Below are 15,355 nucleotides of genomic sequence, written 5' to 3' on the forward strand. Positions count from 1 at the left end.
CTGGTTCTGGATGATGGCTACCGAATTTGTGCTGCTGCTCCCCGGTCAGGGATCGCAGAAGGTGGGGATGGGCAAGGACCTGTACGATGCGTTTCCCGCAGCGCGCGAGGTCTACCATGCAATCGACGACGCCGTGGGCAGTACGCTGTCCACACTGGCATTCGAAGGCCCGGCCGATGAGTTGACGCGCACACTGAATGCGCAGCCCGCGTTGCTCGCACACAGTGCGGCCGTCTGGGCCGTTGTGCGCGATGCGATCGGCACGCGCCTGCGCGCGGCGGCTGGTCACTCACTGGGCGAATTCTCGGCCTACCACGTGACGGGTGCACTGGAAGCCGCCGGCGCCGCGCGTATTGTGCGTCAGCGCGGCACACTCATGTACGAACAGGGCATCGCCCGTCCCGGCGCGATGGCGGCCATCCTCGGCGTGCTTACGGCTGATATCGATGCGCTGTGCGCGCAGGCGACCCGTGAGCGTGGGCTGGTGGTCCCAGCCAACTACAACAGCGAAGAGCAGGTGGTCATCTCCGGCGAAGTGGCGGGCGTCGAACGCGCGATGGAGCTGGCGAAAGAAGCCGGCGCGAAGCGCTGCCTGCCGCTGCCAGTGAGTGGGGCATTTCATTCGCCGCTCATGGAGCCCGCAGCAGCGGGGCTGTCGGCGGCGCTCGACGCAGAAGCCTGGCAGGATCCGCAGGTACCGGTGGTGGCGAACGTGAATGCCGAAGCCATCAGCAATGCCGCCGATGCGCGCGCCTTGCTGGTGCAGCAGCTCACTGCGCCGGTCCAATGGACACGCGTGATGCGCGCACTGGCCGACCGTCACCCCGACGCCGTGTTCGTGGAGATCGGCACCGGCGCTGTGCTGACCGGACTGGCCCGTCGCATTGCGCCGTCGGTCAAGACGATGGCGTGCGGCACCGTGGCCGACGTGGAGAAACTGCTTGAACTCGCACAGCAGGAGGCGTGATGTCGAAGCCAGCCATTGATCTCACCGGGCGCGTCGCGCTGGTGACGGGTTCCACGCGCGGCATCGGTCGCGCGATCGCTGAGACGCTGGCACGCGCCGGCGCGCGCGTCGCTGTGACTGGGCGTGATGCGGCCAAGGCGGAAGCGGCCGCACAGGAGATCACCGCCGCCACAGGCGCGGAAGCGCGCGGCTATGCCGCCGATGTGTCGGACACGGCGCAAGCTGCCGCATTGATCGAAGCGGTGGAAAAGGATTTTGGTCAGCTCGACATCCTCGTGAACAACGCCGGGCTGACGCGCGACAACCTGATGATGCGCATCAAGGACGACGACTGGGACGCGGTGATCGACGCGAACCTGCGCGGCGCTTTTGCGACGTGTCGTGCGGCCACCCGCGGCATGATGAAGCGTCGCTGGGGCCGGATCATCAACATGGCCAGCGTCGTGGGCATCATGGGCAACAAGGGGCAGGTGAACTACGCCGCGAGCAAGGCGGGGCTGATCGGCATGACCAAGTCGATTGCCAAGGAACTCGCGTCGCGGAACATCCTGGCCAACGTGGTGGCCCCGGGGTTCATCGAGACAGACATGACAGCGGCGATGACGGCCGAAGCGCGGGCGACCCTGAGCACCGGGATCCCGCTCGAGCGCCTGGGCACGCCGGACGATGTGGCGAACATGGTACTCGTGCTCGCCTCTGACCTGACCAGCTATGTGACGGGCCAGGTCTTCGTGGTAGATGGTGGCCTCGTAATGTGACGCGACCGTCAGGATGGTCCGGGACGTCCCGGGCCCTCCCTGTGTCGCAGCGCACCGGCTAACTTCCCACTCTCACTTTCAAACAACTCCAGAGGAACCGTTCCCATGGCGGATCACGCGTCGAAGATCAAGGACATCATCGAAAAGGAACTCGGCGTGGAGCGCGAGAAGCTGACCCCCGAAGCCAGCTTCATCGAGGACCTTGGCGCTGACTCGCTCGACATCGTCGAGCTGGTGATGGAGTTCGAGAAGGAATTCAACATCGACATCCCCGACGAAGACGCCGAGAAGCTCCGCACGGTGGGTGACGCGGTCGCCTATCTCGAGGCGAAGGTCGGCGGCTGATGCGGCGGCGGGTCGTCGTCACGGGGCTCGGGGCGGTCACGCCTGTCGGAAACGACGTGGCGACGACTTGGCAGTCGCTGCTGGCTGGGGTGTCCGGTGGGGCACCAATCACGAAGTTCGATGCCAGCGCCTTCAAGGTGCACTTCGCCTGTGAGGTGAAGGGTTTCGATGTGGGATTGTACATGGACCGCAAGGAAGCGAAGCGCGCGGACCTGTACACGCAGTACGCGATGGCGGCGTCCGTGCAGGCGATGCAGGACGCCGGCCTCGCAGCGGGTGATTTTGTGCCCGAGGACTGCGGCGTGATCATCGGCAGTGGCATCGGCGGTCTGGCCACCATGGAAGAGCAGCACTCGGTGCTGATCAACTCCGGCAATCGTCGCATTTCGCCGTTCTTCGTGCCGATGTACATCGTCGACATCGCGGCCGGTGTGGTGTCGATGCGCTTTGGTGCCAAGGGCCCCAACTACGCCACGGTGTCGGCCTGCTCCACGAGCGCCCACGCCATTGGCGAGGCTTTCCGCACCATCGTGTACGGCGACGCCGATGTCATGATCACCGGAGGCTCGGAAGCGTCCGTGCTGCCGATGGCCATTGGCGGCTTCGGCAACATGACGGCGCTCTCGGAACGCAACGACACGCCGGCAACGGCGTCGCGCCCGTTCGATGCGACGCGTGACGGGTTCGTGCTGGGCGAAGGGGCCGGTGTGGTGGTGCTCGAGGAACTCGAGCACGCACGCCGCCGCGGCGCGCGCATCTACGGCGAGGTCGTGGGGTATGGTGCCACGGGTGACGCCTACAGCCTCACGGGCCAGCCTGATGCCCACGAGGGCCTGCAGCGCGCCATGCGCAAGGCCATCAAGGACGGTGGGTTCGACCTCTCCGAGGTCGATTACATCAACGCGCACGGTACCTCCACGCCGCTCAACGACGCGAACGAGATCAAGGCGATCAAATCGGTGTTCGGTGAGCATGCCAAGGCACTGTCCGTCAGCTCCACCAAGTCGGCCACCGGGCATTTGCTTGGCGCCGCCGGGGGCGTGGAATTCATCGCCTGCGCACTGGCTGTACGCGATGGCATGATTCCCCCCACGATCAATCACACGACTCCCGATCCGGAGTGCGACCTCGATGTCACGCCCAACACGCCCAAGGCGCGTCCGGTGCGCATCGCCATGTCGAACAGTTCCGGCTTCGGTGGTCACAACGTCTCGATCGCACTCCGACGGTTTACCGAATAGCACCGTCGGGACCGCGGTCGAGGTGACGCGCGATGATCAGCTGACGTGATCGTCGCGCCAACGTCCGGATGTCCTGATGCCGCTCGCTGTCCCGTTTGATCTGTCCAGGCTGCGCGATTCGGCGCTCCTCCCGATCGGCCAGAAGCTGATCGACGGGGAGCGCCTCACCGTTGCAGATGGTGTGGTGCTCTTTCGCTCTCCCGATCTGCTCGGGGTGGGTGCCATGGCGGATGCCGCGAATCGCGCACGCCATGGGGACCGCGTCACGTTCGCGTCCAACCAGCACATCAATCCCACCAACATCTGCGTGTTGCGCACCACGTGCGCCTTCTGCGGATACGCGCGGCTGCCCAAGGAAGAGGGCGCCTATCGCTACACGCTCGACCAGGCACTCGCGGAATCCGATCGTGCCGATGGCACCATCACCCGCGAATTCCACATTGTCGGCGGCCTCGATATGCAGGCGGGGCTCGAGTACTACAAGACGCTCTTCCGCGCGCTCAAGGAACGGCACCCGCAGGTGCACATCAAGGCGCTCACGGCCGTGGAGATCGCGCATATCGCGCGCATCGAGAAGATGAGCCGCGCCGATGTGCTCATCGCCCTGCGCGAGGCCGGCCTCGACACACTGCCCGGCGGCGGCGCCGAGACATTCAGTGCGGCCGTGCGCGATGTGATCGCCAACAAGAAGCTCGGCGGCACCGACTACATCGACGTACATCGCACCGCGCATCAGCTCGGGATCCGCTCCAACTGCACGATGCTCTACGGTCACGTGGAGACCATCGAAGACCGTATGCAGCACCTCGAAATGCTGCGTGACCTGCAGGATGAGACCGGCGGATTCCTCGCGTACATCCCGTTGGCCTATCACCCCGACGACAACGAGCTGGGCAAGACACTCGGTCGCCAGGGCACATCCACGACGGGCGCTGACGACCTGCGCAACCTGGCCGTGGGACGGCTGTTCCTCGACAACTTCGAGCACATCAAGTCGCACTGGATCATGGTGACGTCAGCTGTGTCGCAGCTCGCGCTGCACTTCGGCGTGAACGACATCGAGGGCACGGTGGTGCGCGAGAAGATCTATCACGCCGTCGGCGCCCATACGCCGCAGGGCATGACGTTGCCACAGTTGCTGACGCTCATTCGCGGCGCCGGCAAGGTGCCTGCTGAGCGCGATTCGTTCTATCGCGTGCTCCGGGAGTTCGGCCCCGACGAGACTGGCGAGACAGCGTTGCCGGAATCGGACGTGCTCACCGCCGCCGCGTCCTGATTCCATGCTCCGCGTCGGCCGCATCCGGTACATCAACTGCTACCCCGTGTACGGTGCCATCGATCGTGGCATCGTGCCGCTCGCGGGGTCGCTGGTGAATGGCGTGCCCACCGACCTCAATCGGCTCATGGCAGCCGGTGAGCTCGACGTGAGTGTCGTGTCGGCGGTGGAGTATGCGCGTGATGCGACCAAGCTGTTGCTGCTTCCCGAAATCGGCATCACCAGTGATGGCCCCGTGCGCAGCGTGATGCTGTTCAGCAAGCGCGCCCCGCAGGACCTCGGCGGACGCCGTGTGGTGGTGAGCCGCAGCAGCATGACGTCGGTGGCGCTGCTCGAATTGCTCTTCGAACATGTGTGGCGCTGCCGTCCGGAATTTGTGCCGGGTGACGCCGAGATGTCGGACATCGCGCGCTTCGAGGACGAGCCACACGATGCCCGTCTCGTCATTGGCGATGCGGCGCTCAAGCTCTTCGACGACAGCACGCGTGGCGGCGCATGGGCCGAGCGCTATCCCTGGCGCGAGGATCTCGGCGCCGCGTGGAAAGCATGGACCGGGTTGCCGTTCGTGTTCGCCGTGTGGGTGGCGCGTCGTGCCACACCGGTGCACGAAGCGCTCTCCGCGCACGCGTCGCTCATCGCCTCGCGTGACTGGGGACTCGAGCATCTCGATGTGTTGTCGCAGCAGGCGTCGGAAGCGAGCGGCGTGCCGATCGAGGCGTGCGCCGAGTATTTCGCAGGACTCGACTACCGACTGTCGTACCCGCACCTCGCGGGGTTGACCGAGTTTTTCCGTCGGCTGGTGCTGGCGGGTCGCGTGCCCAATGGGACGCTGGCCTTCCTCCCCGCCGCCTGACCGCGTATCTGCCAGCAAAGAGTCGCCACTATGCGTGACCTGCTCGACTTCTACACGAATGCGCCCCTGCTGGAACTGGGCCTCGAAGCGGACCGCGTCCGTGAGGCCAAGCATCCGCACGGGATCGTGACGTACATCGTCGACCGCAACATCAACTACACGAACGTCTGTGTGGCGGACTGCGGCTTCTGCGCGTTCTATCGCCGACCGAAGCACGGGGAAGGGTACACCCTCTCCTACGAGCAGATCGGCGACAAGATCGAAGAGACCAAGGCACTCGGCGGTGTGCAGATCCTGATTCAGGGTGGGCACAACCCGTACATCCCGTTCGAGTGGTACCTGGACCTGATGCGCTACATCAAGCGGCATCATCCCATCCATATCCACGGCTTCTCGCCCAGCGAAGTGGATTTCTTCGCGACGCGTTTCCGCATGGATGCGCGTGACGTGATTCGCGAGCTCAAGGCGGCCGGCCTCGACTCCATCCCGGGCGGCGGCGGCGAGATTCTCGTGCAGCGCGTGCGCGACATCGCAGCGCCCAAGAAAGCCGGCGCCGATCGCTGGCTCGAGATCATGGAGCTCGCGCACAACGAGGGCATGAAGACGTCGGTGACGATGATGTACGGCATTGGCGAGACCCTGGCCGAACGTATCGAGCATCTCCAGCGCGTGCGCGAACTCCAGGCCCGCACCAATGGCTTCACCGCGTTCATCACGTGGCCGCTGCAGCCCGAGAATACGCCGGCCATGTCGCACATGCCCAAGACTGACGCGACCACGTATCTGCGCACGGTCGCCATTTCCCGCATCGTGCTCGACAACGTGCCCAATCTGCAGTCGAGCTGGGTGACGATGGGCATGAAGGTGGGGCAGATGGCGCTGCGTTTCGGATGCAACGACTTCGGTTCACTGATGATCGAGGAAAACGTGGTGTCGGCGGCCAACACCACGCACCGCACTACGACCAACGAACTGGATCGACTCATCGTCGATGCCGGCTTCACACCAGCACGTCGTCGTCAGGACTATTCGTTGCTCACGAGCGATCCGGTCGCGGCACCCGCAGTCGCCGCCGACGCATCGGCTGCCGCATGAACGCAGGTCGCACCATGCGGGTGGGTATCGGATACGACTCGCACCGTTTCGGTGAGGGGGGGCCGATGCGCCTGGGCGGCATCGACATCCCTGCGGATCGCCACTGTGCCGGTCACTCGGACGGCGACGCGATTTGTCACGCCATCACCGACGCCATCCTCGGCGCGGCCGGGCTGGGCGACATTGGCGAGATGTTTCCCGACACCGACGCGGCCAACAAGGGTAAGGACTCGGTGATCATGCTCGCCGCCGCCGTGGAGCGTTTGCATGCCGCGGGCTGGCGTGTGGGCAATGTGGACGTCACGGTCATCACCCAGCGTCCAAAGATCGGCCCCCATCGCGCGGCCATGCGCGAGCGACTGGCATCGGTGCTCGGCGTGGACAGCACGGAAGTCTTCGTGAAGGGTAAGACCAACGAAGGACTCGGGTGGATTGGTCGGGAAGAAGGGCTTGGCGTGATAGCCACCGCCTCCATCCTGCCCGTCGACACCGGCAGCATGTGACGCTGGCCGGAAGCGCTGCGCTCCGGGCACCACTCGTAACACCAAGGGAGCCCGGAACTCATGCGTGAACTGCTCGACTGGCTGTCGACGCTGCCCGATCCACTGCTGTATGGTGCGATCGTGCTGGCCGCGTTCGCCGAGAATGTGTTTCCCCCATTGCCGGCCGACACGGTGATCGCGCTGGGCGCCTTTGTGGCAGCCAGAGGCAACGGTACCGCGCTTGGCGTGTGGGCGGCCACCATGGTGGGCAACATTGGCGGCGCGATGTTCATGTACTGGATAGGCCATCGATTCGGGCTGCCGTGGCTGTCGCGGCGATTCCCGGCGCTGTTGCCGGCCGACGCCAGTGAGCGATTCGCTGAGCGCTTCAAGGCGCAGGGTATGCTGGCTGTCGTGGTAAGCCGTTTTCTGCCCGCCATTCGCGCGGTGGTGCCTCCGGTGGCCGGTGCGCTGGCTATTGGCGCGGTGCGCGCCGGTATCGCGATGACGCTGGCGTCTGGCGCTTGGTACGGCATCGTCTGCCTGCTGGCATTTCGCGCCGGCGAAAACGCAGACACACTCCTGGCCAGTGTGGCCGGGCAGCAGCGATTGATCGGCGGCATTGCGGTTGGCGTGGCGTTGGTGCTGCTGCTCGTGTGGTGGGTGTGGCGCCGCCGCAGACAGGCGGTGGCCGATGGCGGCGGCCGATGAGTGAGCGGAAGCCGGCTGACGCGCCGTCAATGCCGTCGGCCGAAGAATTGGCCGTCCGGCGCGGCTTTCACCTGCAAGCGTTCGAGGACGCGCTGCAGATCGAAGAAGGCGCGTCGCCGCGCACCGTCGAGGCCTACCGGCGCGATGTGATTCGCTGTGCGTCGCAGATGCGGGCCATGGGGATCACACAGGCCAAGGACATCACGCCCGCCGCACTGCGGGAGTTTGTCTACCACCTCAAGGATCTGGGGCTCGCCGGCAGCTCCATTCGCCGCAACATATCGGCGCTGCGCACGTGGTTTCGCATCATGGTGGCGGAGGGTCTGGTCACGGCCGATCCCACCGAGCGACTGGATACACCGCAGCGGTGGCGCACACTTCCAGAAGTGCTGTCGGTGGAGGAAGTCACGCGTCTGCTGGCCGCACCGGGTCTCGATGAACGGCTGGCATTTCGTGACCGCGCCATGTTGGAACTGGCATATGGTGCCGGCCTGCGTGTATCGGAGTGGATCGGGATGTCGGTAAAAGACGTGATGCTGGAAGACAGCCTGGTGCGGGTGCTGGGCAAGGGCAACAAGGAACGTCTGGTGCCCATTGGACGCAGTGCGATCGGTGCGGTGGCCGTGTACATGCGCGAGCTGCGGCCCGTGCTGGAGCGGGGCGGGGGCAAGGGCATCCTGTTCCTCAACGGCCGCGGCGCGCCCCTGTCGCGCATGGGGGCCTGGAAGCTCGTCCGCAAATACGTGGAGATGGCCGGCATCGAAAAGCCGGTGTCCCCGCACACGCTGCGCCATTCGTTTGCCACGCACCTGCTGGAGGGCGGGGCCGACCTGCGCGCCGTGCAGGAAATGCTGGGTCACGCCGATATCGCGACCACCCAGATCTACACCCACGTGGATCGTGAGTATCTTCGGAGTGTGCACCGCCAGTTTCACCCGCGCTCCTGAGCCAGCGGCCCAGCGCGCCAGCCCACGCCGTCATGCTGCTCGTCATCGACAACTACGACTCGTTCACGTACAACCTGGTGCAGTACTTCGGCGAGCTCGGCGAGCAGATCGAAGTGCACCGCAATGACGCGCTCACGGTGGATCAGGTGGGCGACATGGAGCCCGACGCGATCGTCGTGTCGCCCGGGCCGTGTTCTCCGCGCGAAGCCGGCATCTCGGTGGACGTGATCCGGCGCTATGGCGGCGAAATCCCGCTGCTGGGCGTATGCCTCGGCCACCAGGCGATCGGTGAAGCGTACGGCGGCGACGTGGTGCGCGCCTCGCGTGTCATGCACGGCAAGATGTCGCAGCTCGTGCACGACGGGACGGGACTGTTTGCCAATGTCCCGTCGCCGTTTGGCGTCATGCGGTACCACTCACTGGTGGTGAAGCGCGAAACCCTGCCGTCCGAGTTGATGGTGACCGCCGTCGCCACCGACGACGCGTCCGAGATTCACGCCCTGCAGCATCGCACCCATCCTGTGTGGGGCGTGCAATTCCATCCGGAGTCGATTCTCACCGAGCATGGCCGCACATTGCTCGTGAATTTTCTGACGATGGCGAGGACGGCGGTCCCGAGCCAACGATAGCGTTCTACGACCGCTCCTTCGGCGGGATCACGAGCGAGAGCAACACACTCGACACCAACACCACCGCGACCACGCCGAGCGACACGCCGATCCCGATCGGCCGGATCTCCGACACCAGCATCTTCACGCCCACGAACACCAGCACCACCGAGAGCCCGTACTTGAGCAGGTGGAACTTGGTGATGACGTTCGCGAGCACGAAGTACATCGAACGCAGGCCCAGAATGGCGAACACGTTCGACGTGTAGACCAGGAATGGATTCCGAGTCACGCCGAAAATGGCCGGGATCGAGTCCACAGCGAACACCACGTCGGTGGTTTCCACCAGCACGAGCACGACGAACAGGGGTGTCGCCATCAGGCGCACCGCTCCGCCGGGCGTCAGCGACTCCCGCACAAAGAAGTGCTCGCCGTGAAACCGCGTGGTGATGGGAATGACCCGCCGCACGAGACGAATGACGGGATTGGCCTCTGGCTCGATCTCCTCATTGCCGCCCATGGCCATGCGGATGCCGGTGATCACGAGGAACGCGCCGAAGATGTAGATGACCCAGTGGAACTGGGCGATCAGCACCGCACCGGCTCCGATCATGGCGCCACGCATGAGCAGCGCGCCCAGAATGCCCCAGAACAGCACCCGGTGCTGCAATTCAGCCGGGATGCGGAAATAACCGAAGATCAGGATGAAGACGAACAGGTTGTCCACCGACAGCGCCTGTTCGACCAGATAGCCGGCGTAGAACTCCAGCATCGACTGGCGGCCCATTTCATGGCCGATCCAGAGTCCGAACGACACGGCGAGCGAAATCCAGACCACGCTCCAGCCCAGTGCCTCCTTGACGGACACCGCATGCGCCTTGCGATTGAACACCCCGAGATCCAGCGCCAGGAGAAACAGCACCAGGGCGTTGAAGCCAATCCACCACGTTGTTGTCGGCATGCCTGCGGGAAGGGAGGTAACGGCCGGTCCTGTTTGCCTTCGTGGACCGAACGGCGTATCTTAGTTGGCGTGAAATTTGCTGCAACACTGACCCGATGCACCGGCACTCACCTCGGCGTGTGCCTCGGCTGATGCCCAGGCCAATGCCTGTCCTCGCGGTGATTCCGGCGCGCCTCGGCGCGACCAGGTTGCCCCGCAAGCCGCTTCGCCTCCTCGGAGGCGAACCCATCGTGGTCCGGGTCTACCAGCGTGTTGTGCAGCTGGGAGTCGCCGACCACTGTGTCGTCGCCACCGACCACGCCGAAGTGCAGGAAGCCTGCGCCCGTCACGGTATTCCGGTGGTGATGACCAGCGCCGAGCATCCCAGCGGCACCGATCGTGTCGCAGAAGTCGCCGCCCGCCCGGAATTTTCCAGTTTTGACGTTCTCCTCAATGTGCAAGGTGACGAGCCATTTGTCTCTGGGGAGGCCCTCGCCGGCGCGGTGGAGATTGTGACGTCCGGACTGGCACCCATCGGCACGGCAGCCGTCCCGGTGCCTGCGGACCACCTGCAGCGGCCGGATGTCGTGAAAGTGGTCTGCGCCGATGACCGTCGCGCCCTCTATTTTTCACGAGCGGCGATTCCGTTCCTGCGGGACACCGCCGACGCGGCGGTGCTCGCTCCGCTCGTCCGGCAACACGTGGGGGTCTATGCCTATGCGCGGCACGCGCTGCAGCAATGGGTCAGCTGGCCTCCACACCCTCTCGAGCTGATCGAACGGCTCGAGCAACTCCGGCCTCTCGCCCACGGTTTGTCGATCGGTGTGACCACCGTCGCAGCCACGGAAGGGGGCATTGATACCGAAGACGACCTGGTGCGCGCCAATGCGCATTGGGACGCCCTGCACGCCGCCAATCCGTCGGCGTATCACTCCGCATGATGCGGAAGTTGATGCGTCGACGTTCACGTTTTCTCGCGAGATCCCGCTGATGTCCACCATCCTCACCCCACCGGGTCAGGCGTCCGCCCCGAAGTACATCTTCGTGACCGGCGGTGTCGTGTCGTCACTGGGCAAGGGAATCGCCGCGGCTTCGCTCGGCCGCCTGCTCGTCGAGCGCGGCTTCCGCGTGACCATGATGAAGCTCGATCCCTACCTCAATGTGGATCCGGGCACCATGTCACCGTTCCAGCACGGCGAAGTATTCGTCACCGATGACGGCGCCGAAACCGACCTCGACCTCGGGCACTACGAGCGCTTCCTCGATCGCCCGCTGTCACAGGCCAACAACATCACGACGGGTCGCATCTACTCCAACGTGATCACCAAGGAACGCCGTGGTGAATACCTCGGCTCCACGGTGCAGGTGATTCCGCACATCACCGACGAGATCAAGAACGCCGTCAAGCGCATCGCGCCGGGCAACGATGTCGTGCTGGTCGAAATCGGTGGCACGGTGGGTGACATCGAGTCGTTGCCGTTCCTCGAGGCCATTCGCCAGTTCCGCCGCGAAGTGGGCAAGGAGAACGCGCTGTTCGTGCATCTCACGCTCGTGCCCTACATCGCTGCGGCAGGCGAGGTCAAGACCAAGCCCACGCAGCATTCCGTGCGCGAGCTCATGGAAATCGGTATTCAACCCGACTTCCTCATCTGCCGCAGCGAGAAGCCGCTGCAGGACGATGTAAAGCGCAAGATCGGTCTGTTCTGCAACGTGGACTTCGGTGCCGTCATCGAAAGCCCCGACGTGCCGACCATCTACGAGATCCCGCTGTCCTTCGAACAGCAGGGTTTTGCGGATCGCGTGATGGAGCGTCTGCGTCTCACCGCACCCACGCCCGACTTGTCGGCGTGGCGCAGCATGGTGCAGCGCGTGACCAATCCACGCGAGCGCGTGCGTATCTGCGTGGTGGGCAAGTACACCGACTACATCGACAGCTACAAGAGCGTGCAGGAAGCGCTGATTCACGGCGGCATCGCGAACGATGTCGGCGTGGAACTCGCCTGGACCTCGAGCGACAACTTCACGTCGCCCGAAAAGGCTCGCGAGATTCTCTCGCAGTATCACGGCCTGCTGGTGCCGGGCGGATTCGGTGTGCGTGGTGTGGAAGGTATGATCGAAGCCATTCGTGCGGCGCGCGAGATGCAGTTGCCGTTCTTCGGCATCTGCCTCGGCATGCAGGTCGCCATCATCGAGTTCTCGCGCCATGTGCTCGGACTCGGCGACAGCCACTCGAGCGAGTTTGCCCCCGAGTGCAGCGACCCTGTCGTGTCGCTCATGGATTCGCAGCGCGAAGTCACCGACAAGGGCGGCACGATGCGCCTTGGTGCGTACCCGTGCCGTCTGCAGCGCGGTTCGCGCGCGGCCGAGATCTATGGACAGCCGGAAGTGAGCGAACGCCATCGTCACCGCTACGAGGTGTCCAATCGGTATCGCGAGCGATTCATCGAACAGGGCATGCGCCTCAGTGGTCTGTCGCCCGACGAAACGCTGGTCGAGATGATCGAGCTCCCCTCGCATCCCTGGTTCATCGGGTGCCAGTTCCATCCGGAACTGCAGTCGCGCCCGTTGCGTCCACATCCGTTGTTTGCGGGGTTCGTGGCCGCCGCCTCGCGTCGCCGTCGCGACGAAGCGGGCGGCCAGTCGACCGATGCCGTGTCCCCGCCGCTGGAGCACGTCGCGCAGTGAGCCCCGCTTCGCGGTTCCCCGCCGATCGCCTGTTCCTGATTGCTGGCCCCTGCCAGCTCGAGGATGATGCGCTCAATCTCCGCGTGGGAGAGACGTTGGCTCGCCTCGCGGAGAACGTACCGGGTGGCATCATCTACAAGGCGAGTTTCGACAAGGCCAATCGCTCCAATGTGGACGGCGTGCGTGGTCCCGGTCTCGATGCCGGACTCGCTGCGCTCGATCGCGTGCGTGCAGCGACAGGCTTGCCCATCCTCACCGATGTGCACGAAGCTTCGCAGTGCGCGGCGGCAGGGCAGGTGGTCGATGTGTTGCAAATTCCCGCGTTCCTCTGCCGTCAGACCGACCTGCTGCTCGCATCCGGTGCGACCGGCAAGGCGGTGAACGTGAAGAAGGGACAATGGATGCACCCCGAAGGCATGCGCGGCGCCATTCGTAAAGTGGAAGCGGGCGCGGCACTCGCCGGTCGTGAGGTGGGAGCATTGGCCGTGACCGAACGAGGCTCCTTCTTCGGCTACGGTGACCTCGTGGTCGACATGCGCACCTTTGCGCGCATGCGTGAAGCCTGCGGTGTGCCAGCCATCTTCGATGCGACGCACAGTGTACAGCGTCCGGGGCAGGGTGTTGGTGGTACCAGTGGTGGCGCGCGCGAATTCATCCCCTCGCTCACATTGGCCGCGGTGGCGGCTGGCGCGCAGGGCCTGTTCCTCGAGACGCATCCCGATCCCGATCGTGCGCCCAGTGACGGGCCGAACATGATGCCGCTCGACAAGTTGGGCGATCTGGTCGCGCGTGCCGTCGACATCTGGGACCGCGTCACGCGATGAGCACGAACGATCAGTTGCCGCCGCTGATGGTAGACGTCCCGCGCATCGATCCCGCGCTGGCGAAGCGCATTCGTCTCGTATGTTTCGATGTGGATGGGGTGCTCACCGACGGTGGCATCTATCTCGGCGCAGGCACAACGGACACGCGGGCACCTTTCGAACTCAAGCGCTACGACATCCAGGACGGACTTGGCACGGTGCTGCTGCGTGCGTGCGGTCTCGAACTCGCGATCATCACGGGTCGCGTGTCCGACAGTGTGGCGCAACGTGCCCGCGAACTGCAGATCGACACGTGCATTCAGGATCGTCACGCCAGAAAGCTGCCAGCGCTCAAGGCGTTGTGCGCTCAGCGCGGCATCGGTCTCGATGAGGTGGCATTCGTGGGAGACGACTTGCCCGACCTGTCGGTGATGCGCGTGGTGGGCTTGCCGGTGGCTGTGGGCAATGCCGTTCCCGAAGTACGCCGCGTCGCCCGTCTGCAGCTCACACGACATGGTGGGCATGGCGCCGTGCGTGAATTCACGGAGGCGCTGCTCGACGCACGCGGCGAATGGATCGACGCCCTGGAGCGCTACGTGCAGAGTCGCAGCACGCCAGTGGAAGAAACGGCCGGCGCGGGAACGAGTGCATGATCACGTCGGAGGCAGCCATCATTCTCGAACGCGGACGTCGCGTGCTCGGTCTCGAAGCCGACGCCCTGCGCGCATCGGAAGCCGCTCTGGGTGAAGAGTTCGTGCAGGCGGTGCACTTGCTGGCTGAATGCCGTGGCCGCGTGATCGTAGCCGGCGTGGGCAAGTCGGGGCTGGTCGCGCGCAAGATGGCCGCCACATTCACGTCCACCGGTACGCCGGCGATGTTTCTCCATCCGGTGGAGAGCGTACACGGTGACTTGGGCATCGTTGGACCGGACGATGTGGCCATCCTCATCTCCAAGAGTGGGGAAAGTGAGGAACTGCTTGGCCTGATCGAAGCGCTGGCCCGTTTGGGCGTACGCATGATCGCGATGACCGCGGTGGCGAGCTCGCGCCTGGCGCGTCACGCCACGGTCACGCTCGATCTCCTCGTGAAAGAGGAAGCTTGTCCGCACGATCTCGCCCCGACCACCAGCACCACGGTGACCATGGGACTCGGTGATGCGCTGGCGGTGGCCGTGCTGCAGCAGAAGGGCTTTCAGGCCGAGGACTTTGCCCGATTCCATCCCGGTGGTGCGCTGGGTCGTAAGCTGCTGACCCGGGTGCGGGATGTGATGGAGCAGACCAATCTGCCCACGCTGGACCGCGGCGCGACGATGCGGGAAGCCGTGGTGCTGCTTGCGGGCCGCCGGGGTATAGCAGTGGTGGTGGAACAGGAACGGGTGTCCGGGGTCGTCACCGCAGGCGACTTGTCGCGGCTGCTCCAGCGACAGGCGGACGTCCTGTCGATGCCAGTCGCATCGGTGATGACGGCCACGCCACGACTTGCAGTGGATCACGAACTGGGGAGTGCTGTAGTGCATCGCATGGAAACACATGGCATCATGGCAATGCCGGTCATCGACGCTGAAGAGCGTTTGGTGGGCGTCGTGCACCTGCATGACCTGATGCGCGCGGGAGCCGTGTGATGCTGGCATCGATGCATGCGATT

The 15,355-nt window shown here is 64.8% G+C and carries 17 protein-coding genes; 16 read left to right on the top strand and 1 reads right to left on the bottom strand.

Translation table 11 applies throughout. The annotated features are described in order from the left end of the window. Positions 1-13 precede the first annotated feature (13 nt). The 11 genes from fabD to VGE27_RS09935 all read left to right on the top strand — a co-directional run bounded on the left by fabD (position 14) and on the right by VGE27_RS09935 (position 9,304). Entirely contained in the window at positions 14-967 is a 954-nt protein-coding gene (gene fabD, locus VGE27_RS09885) for an ACP S-malonyltransferase (RefSeq protein WP_331049487.1), read from the top strand. After that, complete coding sequence (gene fabG / locus VGE27_RS09890; protein WP_331049488.1) at positions 967-1,725, top strand: 3-oxoacyl-[acyl-carrier-protein] reductase; 759 nt, start codon at positions 967-969, stop codon at positions 1,723-1,725. The genes fabD and fabG overlap by 1 nt, the downstream gene beginning before the upstream one ends. Before the next feature lie 105 nt (positions 1,726-1,830). Further along, a complete protein-coding gene (locus VGE27_RS09895; protein ID WP_012683125.1) occupies positions 1,831-2,070 on the top strand; it encodes an acyl carrier protein in 240 nt (79 codons plus the stop codon). Continuing rightward, positions 2,070-3,311 (top strand): beta-ketoacyl-ACP synthase II, encoded by a 1,242-nt coding sequence (gene fabF / locus VGE27_RS09900; protein WP_331049489.1) that lies wholly within the window; start codon positions 2,070-2,072, stop codon positions 3,309-3,311. Before VGE27_RS09895 ends, fabF begins: the two co-directional genes overlap by 1 nt. Positions 3,312-3,387: 76 nt before the next feature. Further along, entirely contained in the window at positions 3,388-4,587 is a 1,200-nt protein-coding gene (locus VGE27_RS09905) for a CofH family radical SAM protein (RefSeq protein ID WP_331049490.1), read from the top strand. A 4-nt stretch (positions 4,588-4,591) separates the two neighbouring features. Beyond that, positions 4,592-5,440, top strand: coding sequence for a menaquinone biosynthesis protein (locus tag VGE27_RS09910; RefSeq protein ID WP_331049491.1), 849 nt, complete (start codon positions 4,592-4,594; stop codon positions 5,438-5,440). A 30-nt stretch (positions 5,441-5,470) separates the two neighbouring features. Further along, positions 5,471-6,535 (top strand): cyclic dehypoxanthinyl futalosine synthase, encoded by a 1,065-nt coding sequence (mqnC, locus tag VGE27_RS09915; RefSeq protein ID WP_331049492.1) that lies wholly within the window; start codon positions 5,471-5,473, stop codon positions 6,533-6,535. After that, a complete protein-coding gene (gene ispF, locus VGE27_RS09920) occupies positions 6,532-7,038 on the top strand; it encodes a 2-C-methyl-D-erythritol 2,4-cyclodiphosphate synthase (protein ID WP_331049493.1) in 507 nt (168 codons plus the stop codon). The genes mqnC and ispF overlap by 4 nt, the downstream gene beginning before the upstream one ends. A gap of 60 nt (positions 7,039-7,098) precedes the next feature. Further along, positions 7,099-7,728, top strand: a complete 630-nt coding sequence (locus VGE27_RS09925) for a DedA family protein (RefSeq protein ID WP_331049494.1) — start codon at positions 7,099-7,101, stop codon at positions 7,726-7,728. Next, a complete protein-coding gene (xerD, locus tag VGE27_RS09930) occupies positions 7,725-8,675 on the top strand; it encodes a site-specific tyrosine recombinase XerD (protein ID WP_331049495.1) in 951 nt (316 codons plus the stop codon). Before VGE27_RS09925 ends, xerD begins: the two co-directional genes overlap by 4 nt. A 32-nt stretch (positions 8,676-8,707) precedes the next feature. Further along, positions 8,708-9,304 (top strand): aminodeoxychorismate/anthranilate synthase component II, encoded by a 597-nt coding sequence (locus VGE27_RS09935; RefSeq protein WP_331049496.1) that lies wholly within the window; start codon positions 8,708-8,710, stop codon positions 9,302-9,304. Between the two features lie 4 nt (positions 9,305-9,308). Here VGE27_RS09935 and VGE27_RS09940 read toward each other — a convergent pair whose 3' ends face one another. Beyond that, on the bottom strand, positions 9,309-10,244 hold the full coding sequence (locus tag VGE27_RS09940) for a TerC family protein (RefSeq protein ID WP_331049497.1): 936 nt from the start codon (positions 10,242-10,244) through the stop codon (positions 9,309-9,311). Positions 10,245-10,387: 143 nt separating this feature from the next. Here VGE27_RS09940 and kdsB point away from each other — a divergent pair, with 143 nt between their 5' ends. Genes kdsB through VGE27_RS09965 form a run of 5 tightly spaced genes read left to right on the top strand, consistent with a single transcriptional unit; the run spans position 10,388 to position 15,332 of the window. Next, on the top strand, positions 10,388-11,164 hold the full coding sequence (gene kdsB, locus VGE27_RS09945; RefSeq protein ID WP_331049498.1) for a 3-deoxy-manno-octulosonate cytidylyltransferase: 777 nt from the start codon (positions 10,388-10,390) through the stop codon (positions 11,162-11,164). 49 nt (positions 11,165-11,213) lie between these two features. After that, the gene (locus VGE27_RS09950; protein WP_331049499.1) at positions 11,214-12,908 is read left to right on the top strand and encodes a CTP synthase; all 1,695 of its coding nucleotides are present in this window, start codon (positions 11,214-11,216) and stop codon (positions 12,906-12,908) included. Further along, the gene (gene kdsA, locus VGE27_RS09955) at positions 12,905-13,732 is read left to right on the top strand and encodes a 3-deoxy-8-phosphooctulonate synthase (RefSeq protein ID WP_331049500.1); all 828 of its coding nucleotides are present in this window, start codon (positions 12,905-12,907) and stop codon (positions 13,730-13,732) included. The genes VGE27_RS09950 and kdsA overlap by 4 nt, the downstream gene beginning before the upstream one ends. Continuing rightward, a complete protein-coding gene (locus tag VGE27_RS09960; RefSeq protein WP_331049501.1) occupies positions 13,729-14,364 on the top strand; it encodes a KdsC family phosphatase in 636 nt (211 codons plus the stop codon). The genes kdsA and VGE27_RS09960 overlap by 4 nt, the downstream gene beginning before the upstream one ends. Next, a complete protein-coding gene (locus VGE27_RS09965) occupies positions 14,361-15,332 on the top strand; it encodes a KpsF/GutQ family sugar-phosphate isomerase (protein ID WP_331049502.1) in 972 nt (323 codons plus the stop codon). Before VGE27_RS09960 ends, VGE27_RS09965 begins: the two co-directional genes overlap by 4 nt. Positions 15,333-15,355: the final 23 nt, after the last annotated feature.

The sequence above is a fragment of the Gemmatimonas sp. genome, assembly GCF_036405635.1.
Classification (GTDB): domain Bacteria; phylum Gemmatimonadota; class Gemmatimonadetes; order Gemmatimonadales; family Gemmatimonadaceae; genus Gemmatimonas.

Bases quoted from the DNA above. Each gene is read 5' to 3' on its own strand.
- VGE27_RS09905 (WP_331049490.1), top strand. From the start codon at position 3,388: ATGCCGCTCGCTGTCCCGTTTGATCTGTCCAGGCTGCGCGATTCGGCG.
- VGE27_RS09925 (WP_331049494.1), top strand. From the start codon at position 7,099: ATGCGTGAACTGCTCGACTGGCTGTCGACGCTGCCCGATCCACTGCTG.
- fabD (WP_331049487.1), top strand. From the start codon at position 14: ATGGCTACCGAATTTGTGCTGCTGCTCCCCGGTCAGGGATCGCAGAAG.
- fabG (WP_331049488.1), top strand. From the start codon at position 967: ATGTCGAAGCCAGCCATTGATCTCACCGGGCGCGTCGCGCTGGTGACG.
- xerD (WP_331049495.1), top strand. From the start codon at position 7,725: ATGAGTGAGCGGAAGCCGGCTGACGCGCCGTCAATGCCGTCGGCCGAA.
- ispF (WP_331049493.1), top strand. From the start codon at position 6,532: ATGAACGCAGGTCGCACCATGCGGGTGGGTATCGGATACGACTCGCAC.
- fabF (WP_331049489.1), top strand. From the start codon at position 2,070: ATGCGGCGGCGGGTCGTCGTCACGGGGCTCGGGGCGGTCACGCCTGTC.
- VGE27_RS09960 (WP_331049501.1), top strand. From the start codon at position 13,729: ATGAGCACGAACGATCAGTTGCCGCCGCTGATGGTAGACGTCCCGCGC.
- VGE27_RS09935 (WP_331049496.1), top strand. From the start codon at position 8,708: ATGCTGCTCGTCATCGACAACTACGACTCGTTCACGTACAACCTGGTG.
- kdsB (WP_331049498.1), top strand. From the start codon at position 10,388: ATGCCTGTCCTCGCGGTGATTCCGGCGCGCCTCGGCGCGACCAGGTTG.
- mqnC (WP_331049492.1), top strand. From the start codon at position 5,471: ATGCGTGACCTGCTCGACTTCTACACGAATGCGCCCCTGCTGGAACTG.
- VGE27_RS09940 (WP_331049497.1), bottom strand. From the start codon at position 10,244: ATGCCGACAACAACGTGGTGGATTGGCTTCAACGCCCTGGTGCTGTTT.
- VGE27_RS09950 (WP_331049499.1), top strand. From the start codon at position 11,214: ATGTCCACCATCCTCACCCCACCGGGTCAGGCGTCCGCCCCGAAGTAC.
- VGE27_RS09895 (WP_012683125.1), top strand. From the start codon at position 1,831: ATGGCGGATCACGCGTCGAAGATCAAGGACATCATCGAAAAGGAACTC.
- VGE27_RS09910 (WP_331049491.1), top strand. From the start codon at position 4,592: ATGCTCCGCGTCGGCCGCATCCGGTACATCAACTGCTACCCCGTGTAC.
- VGE27_RS09965 (WP_331049502.1), top strand. From the start codon at position 14,361: ATGATCACGTCGGAGGCAGCCATCATTCTCGAACGCGGACGTCGCGTG.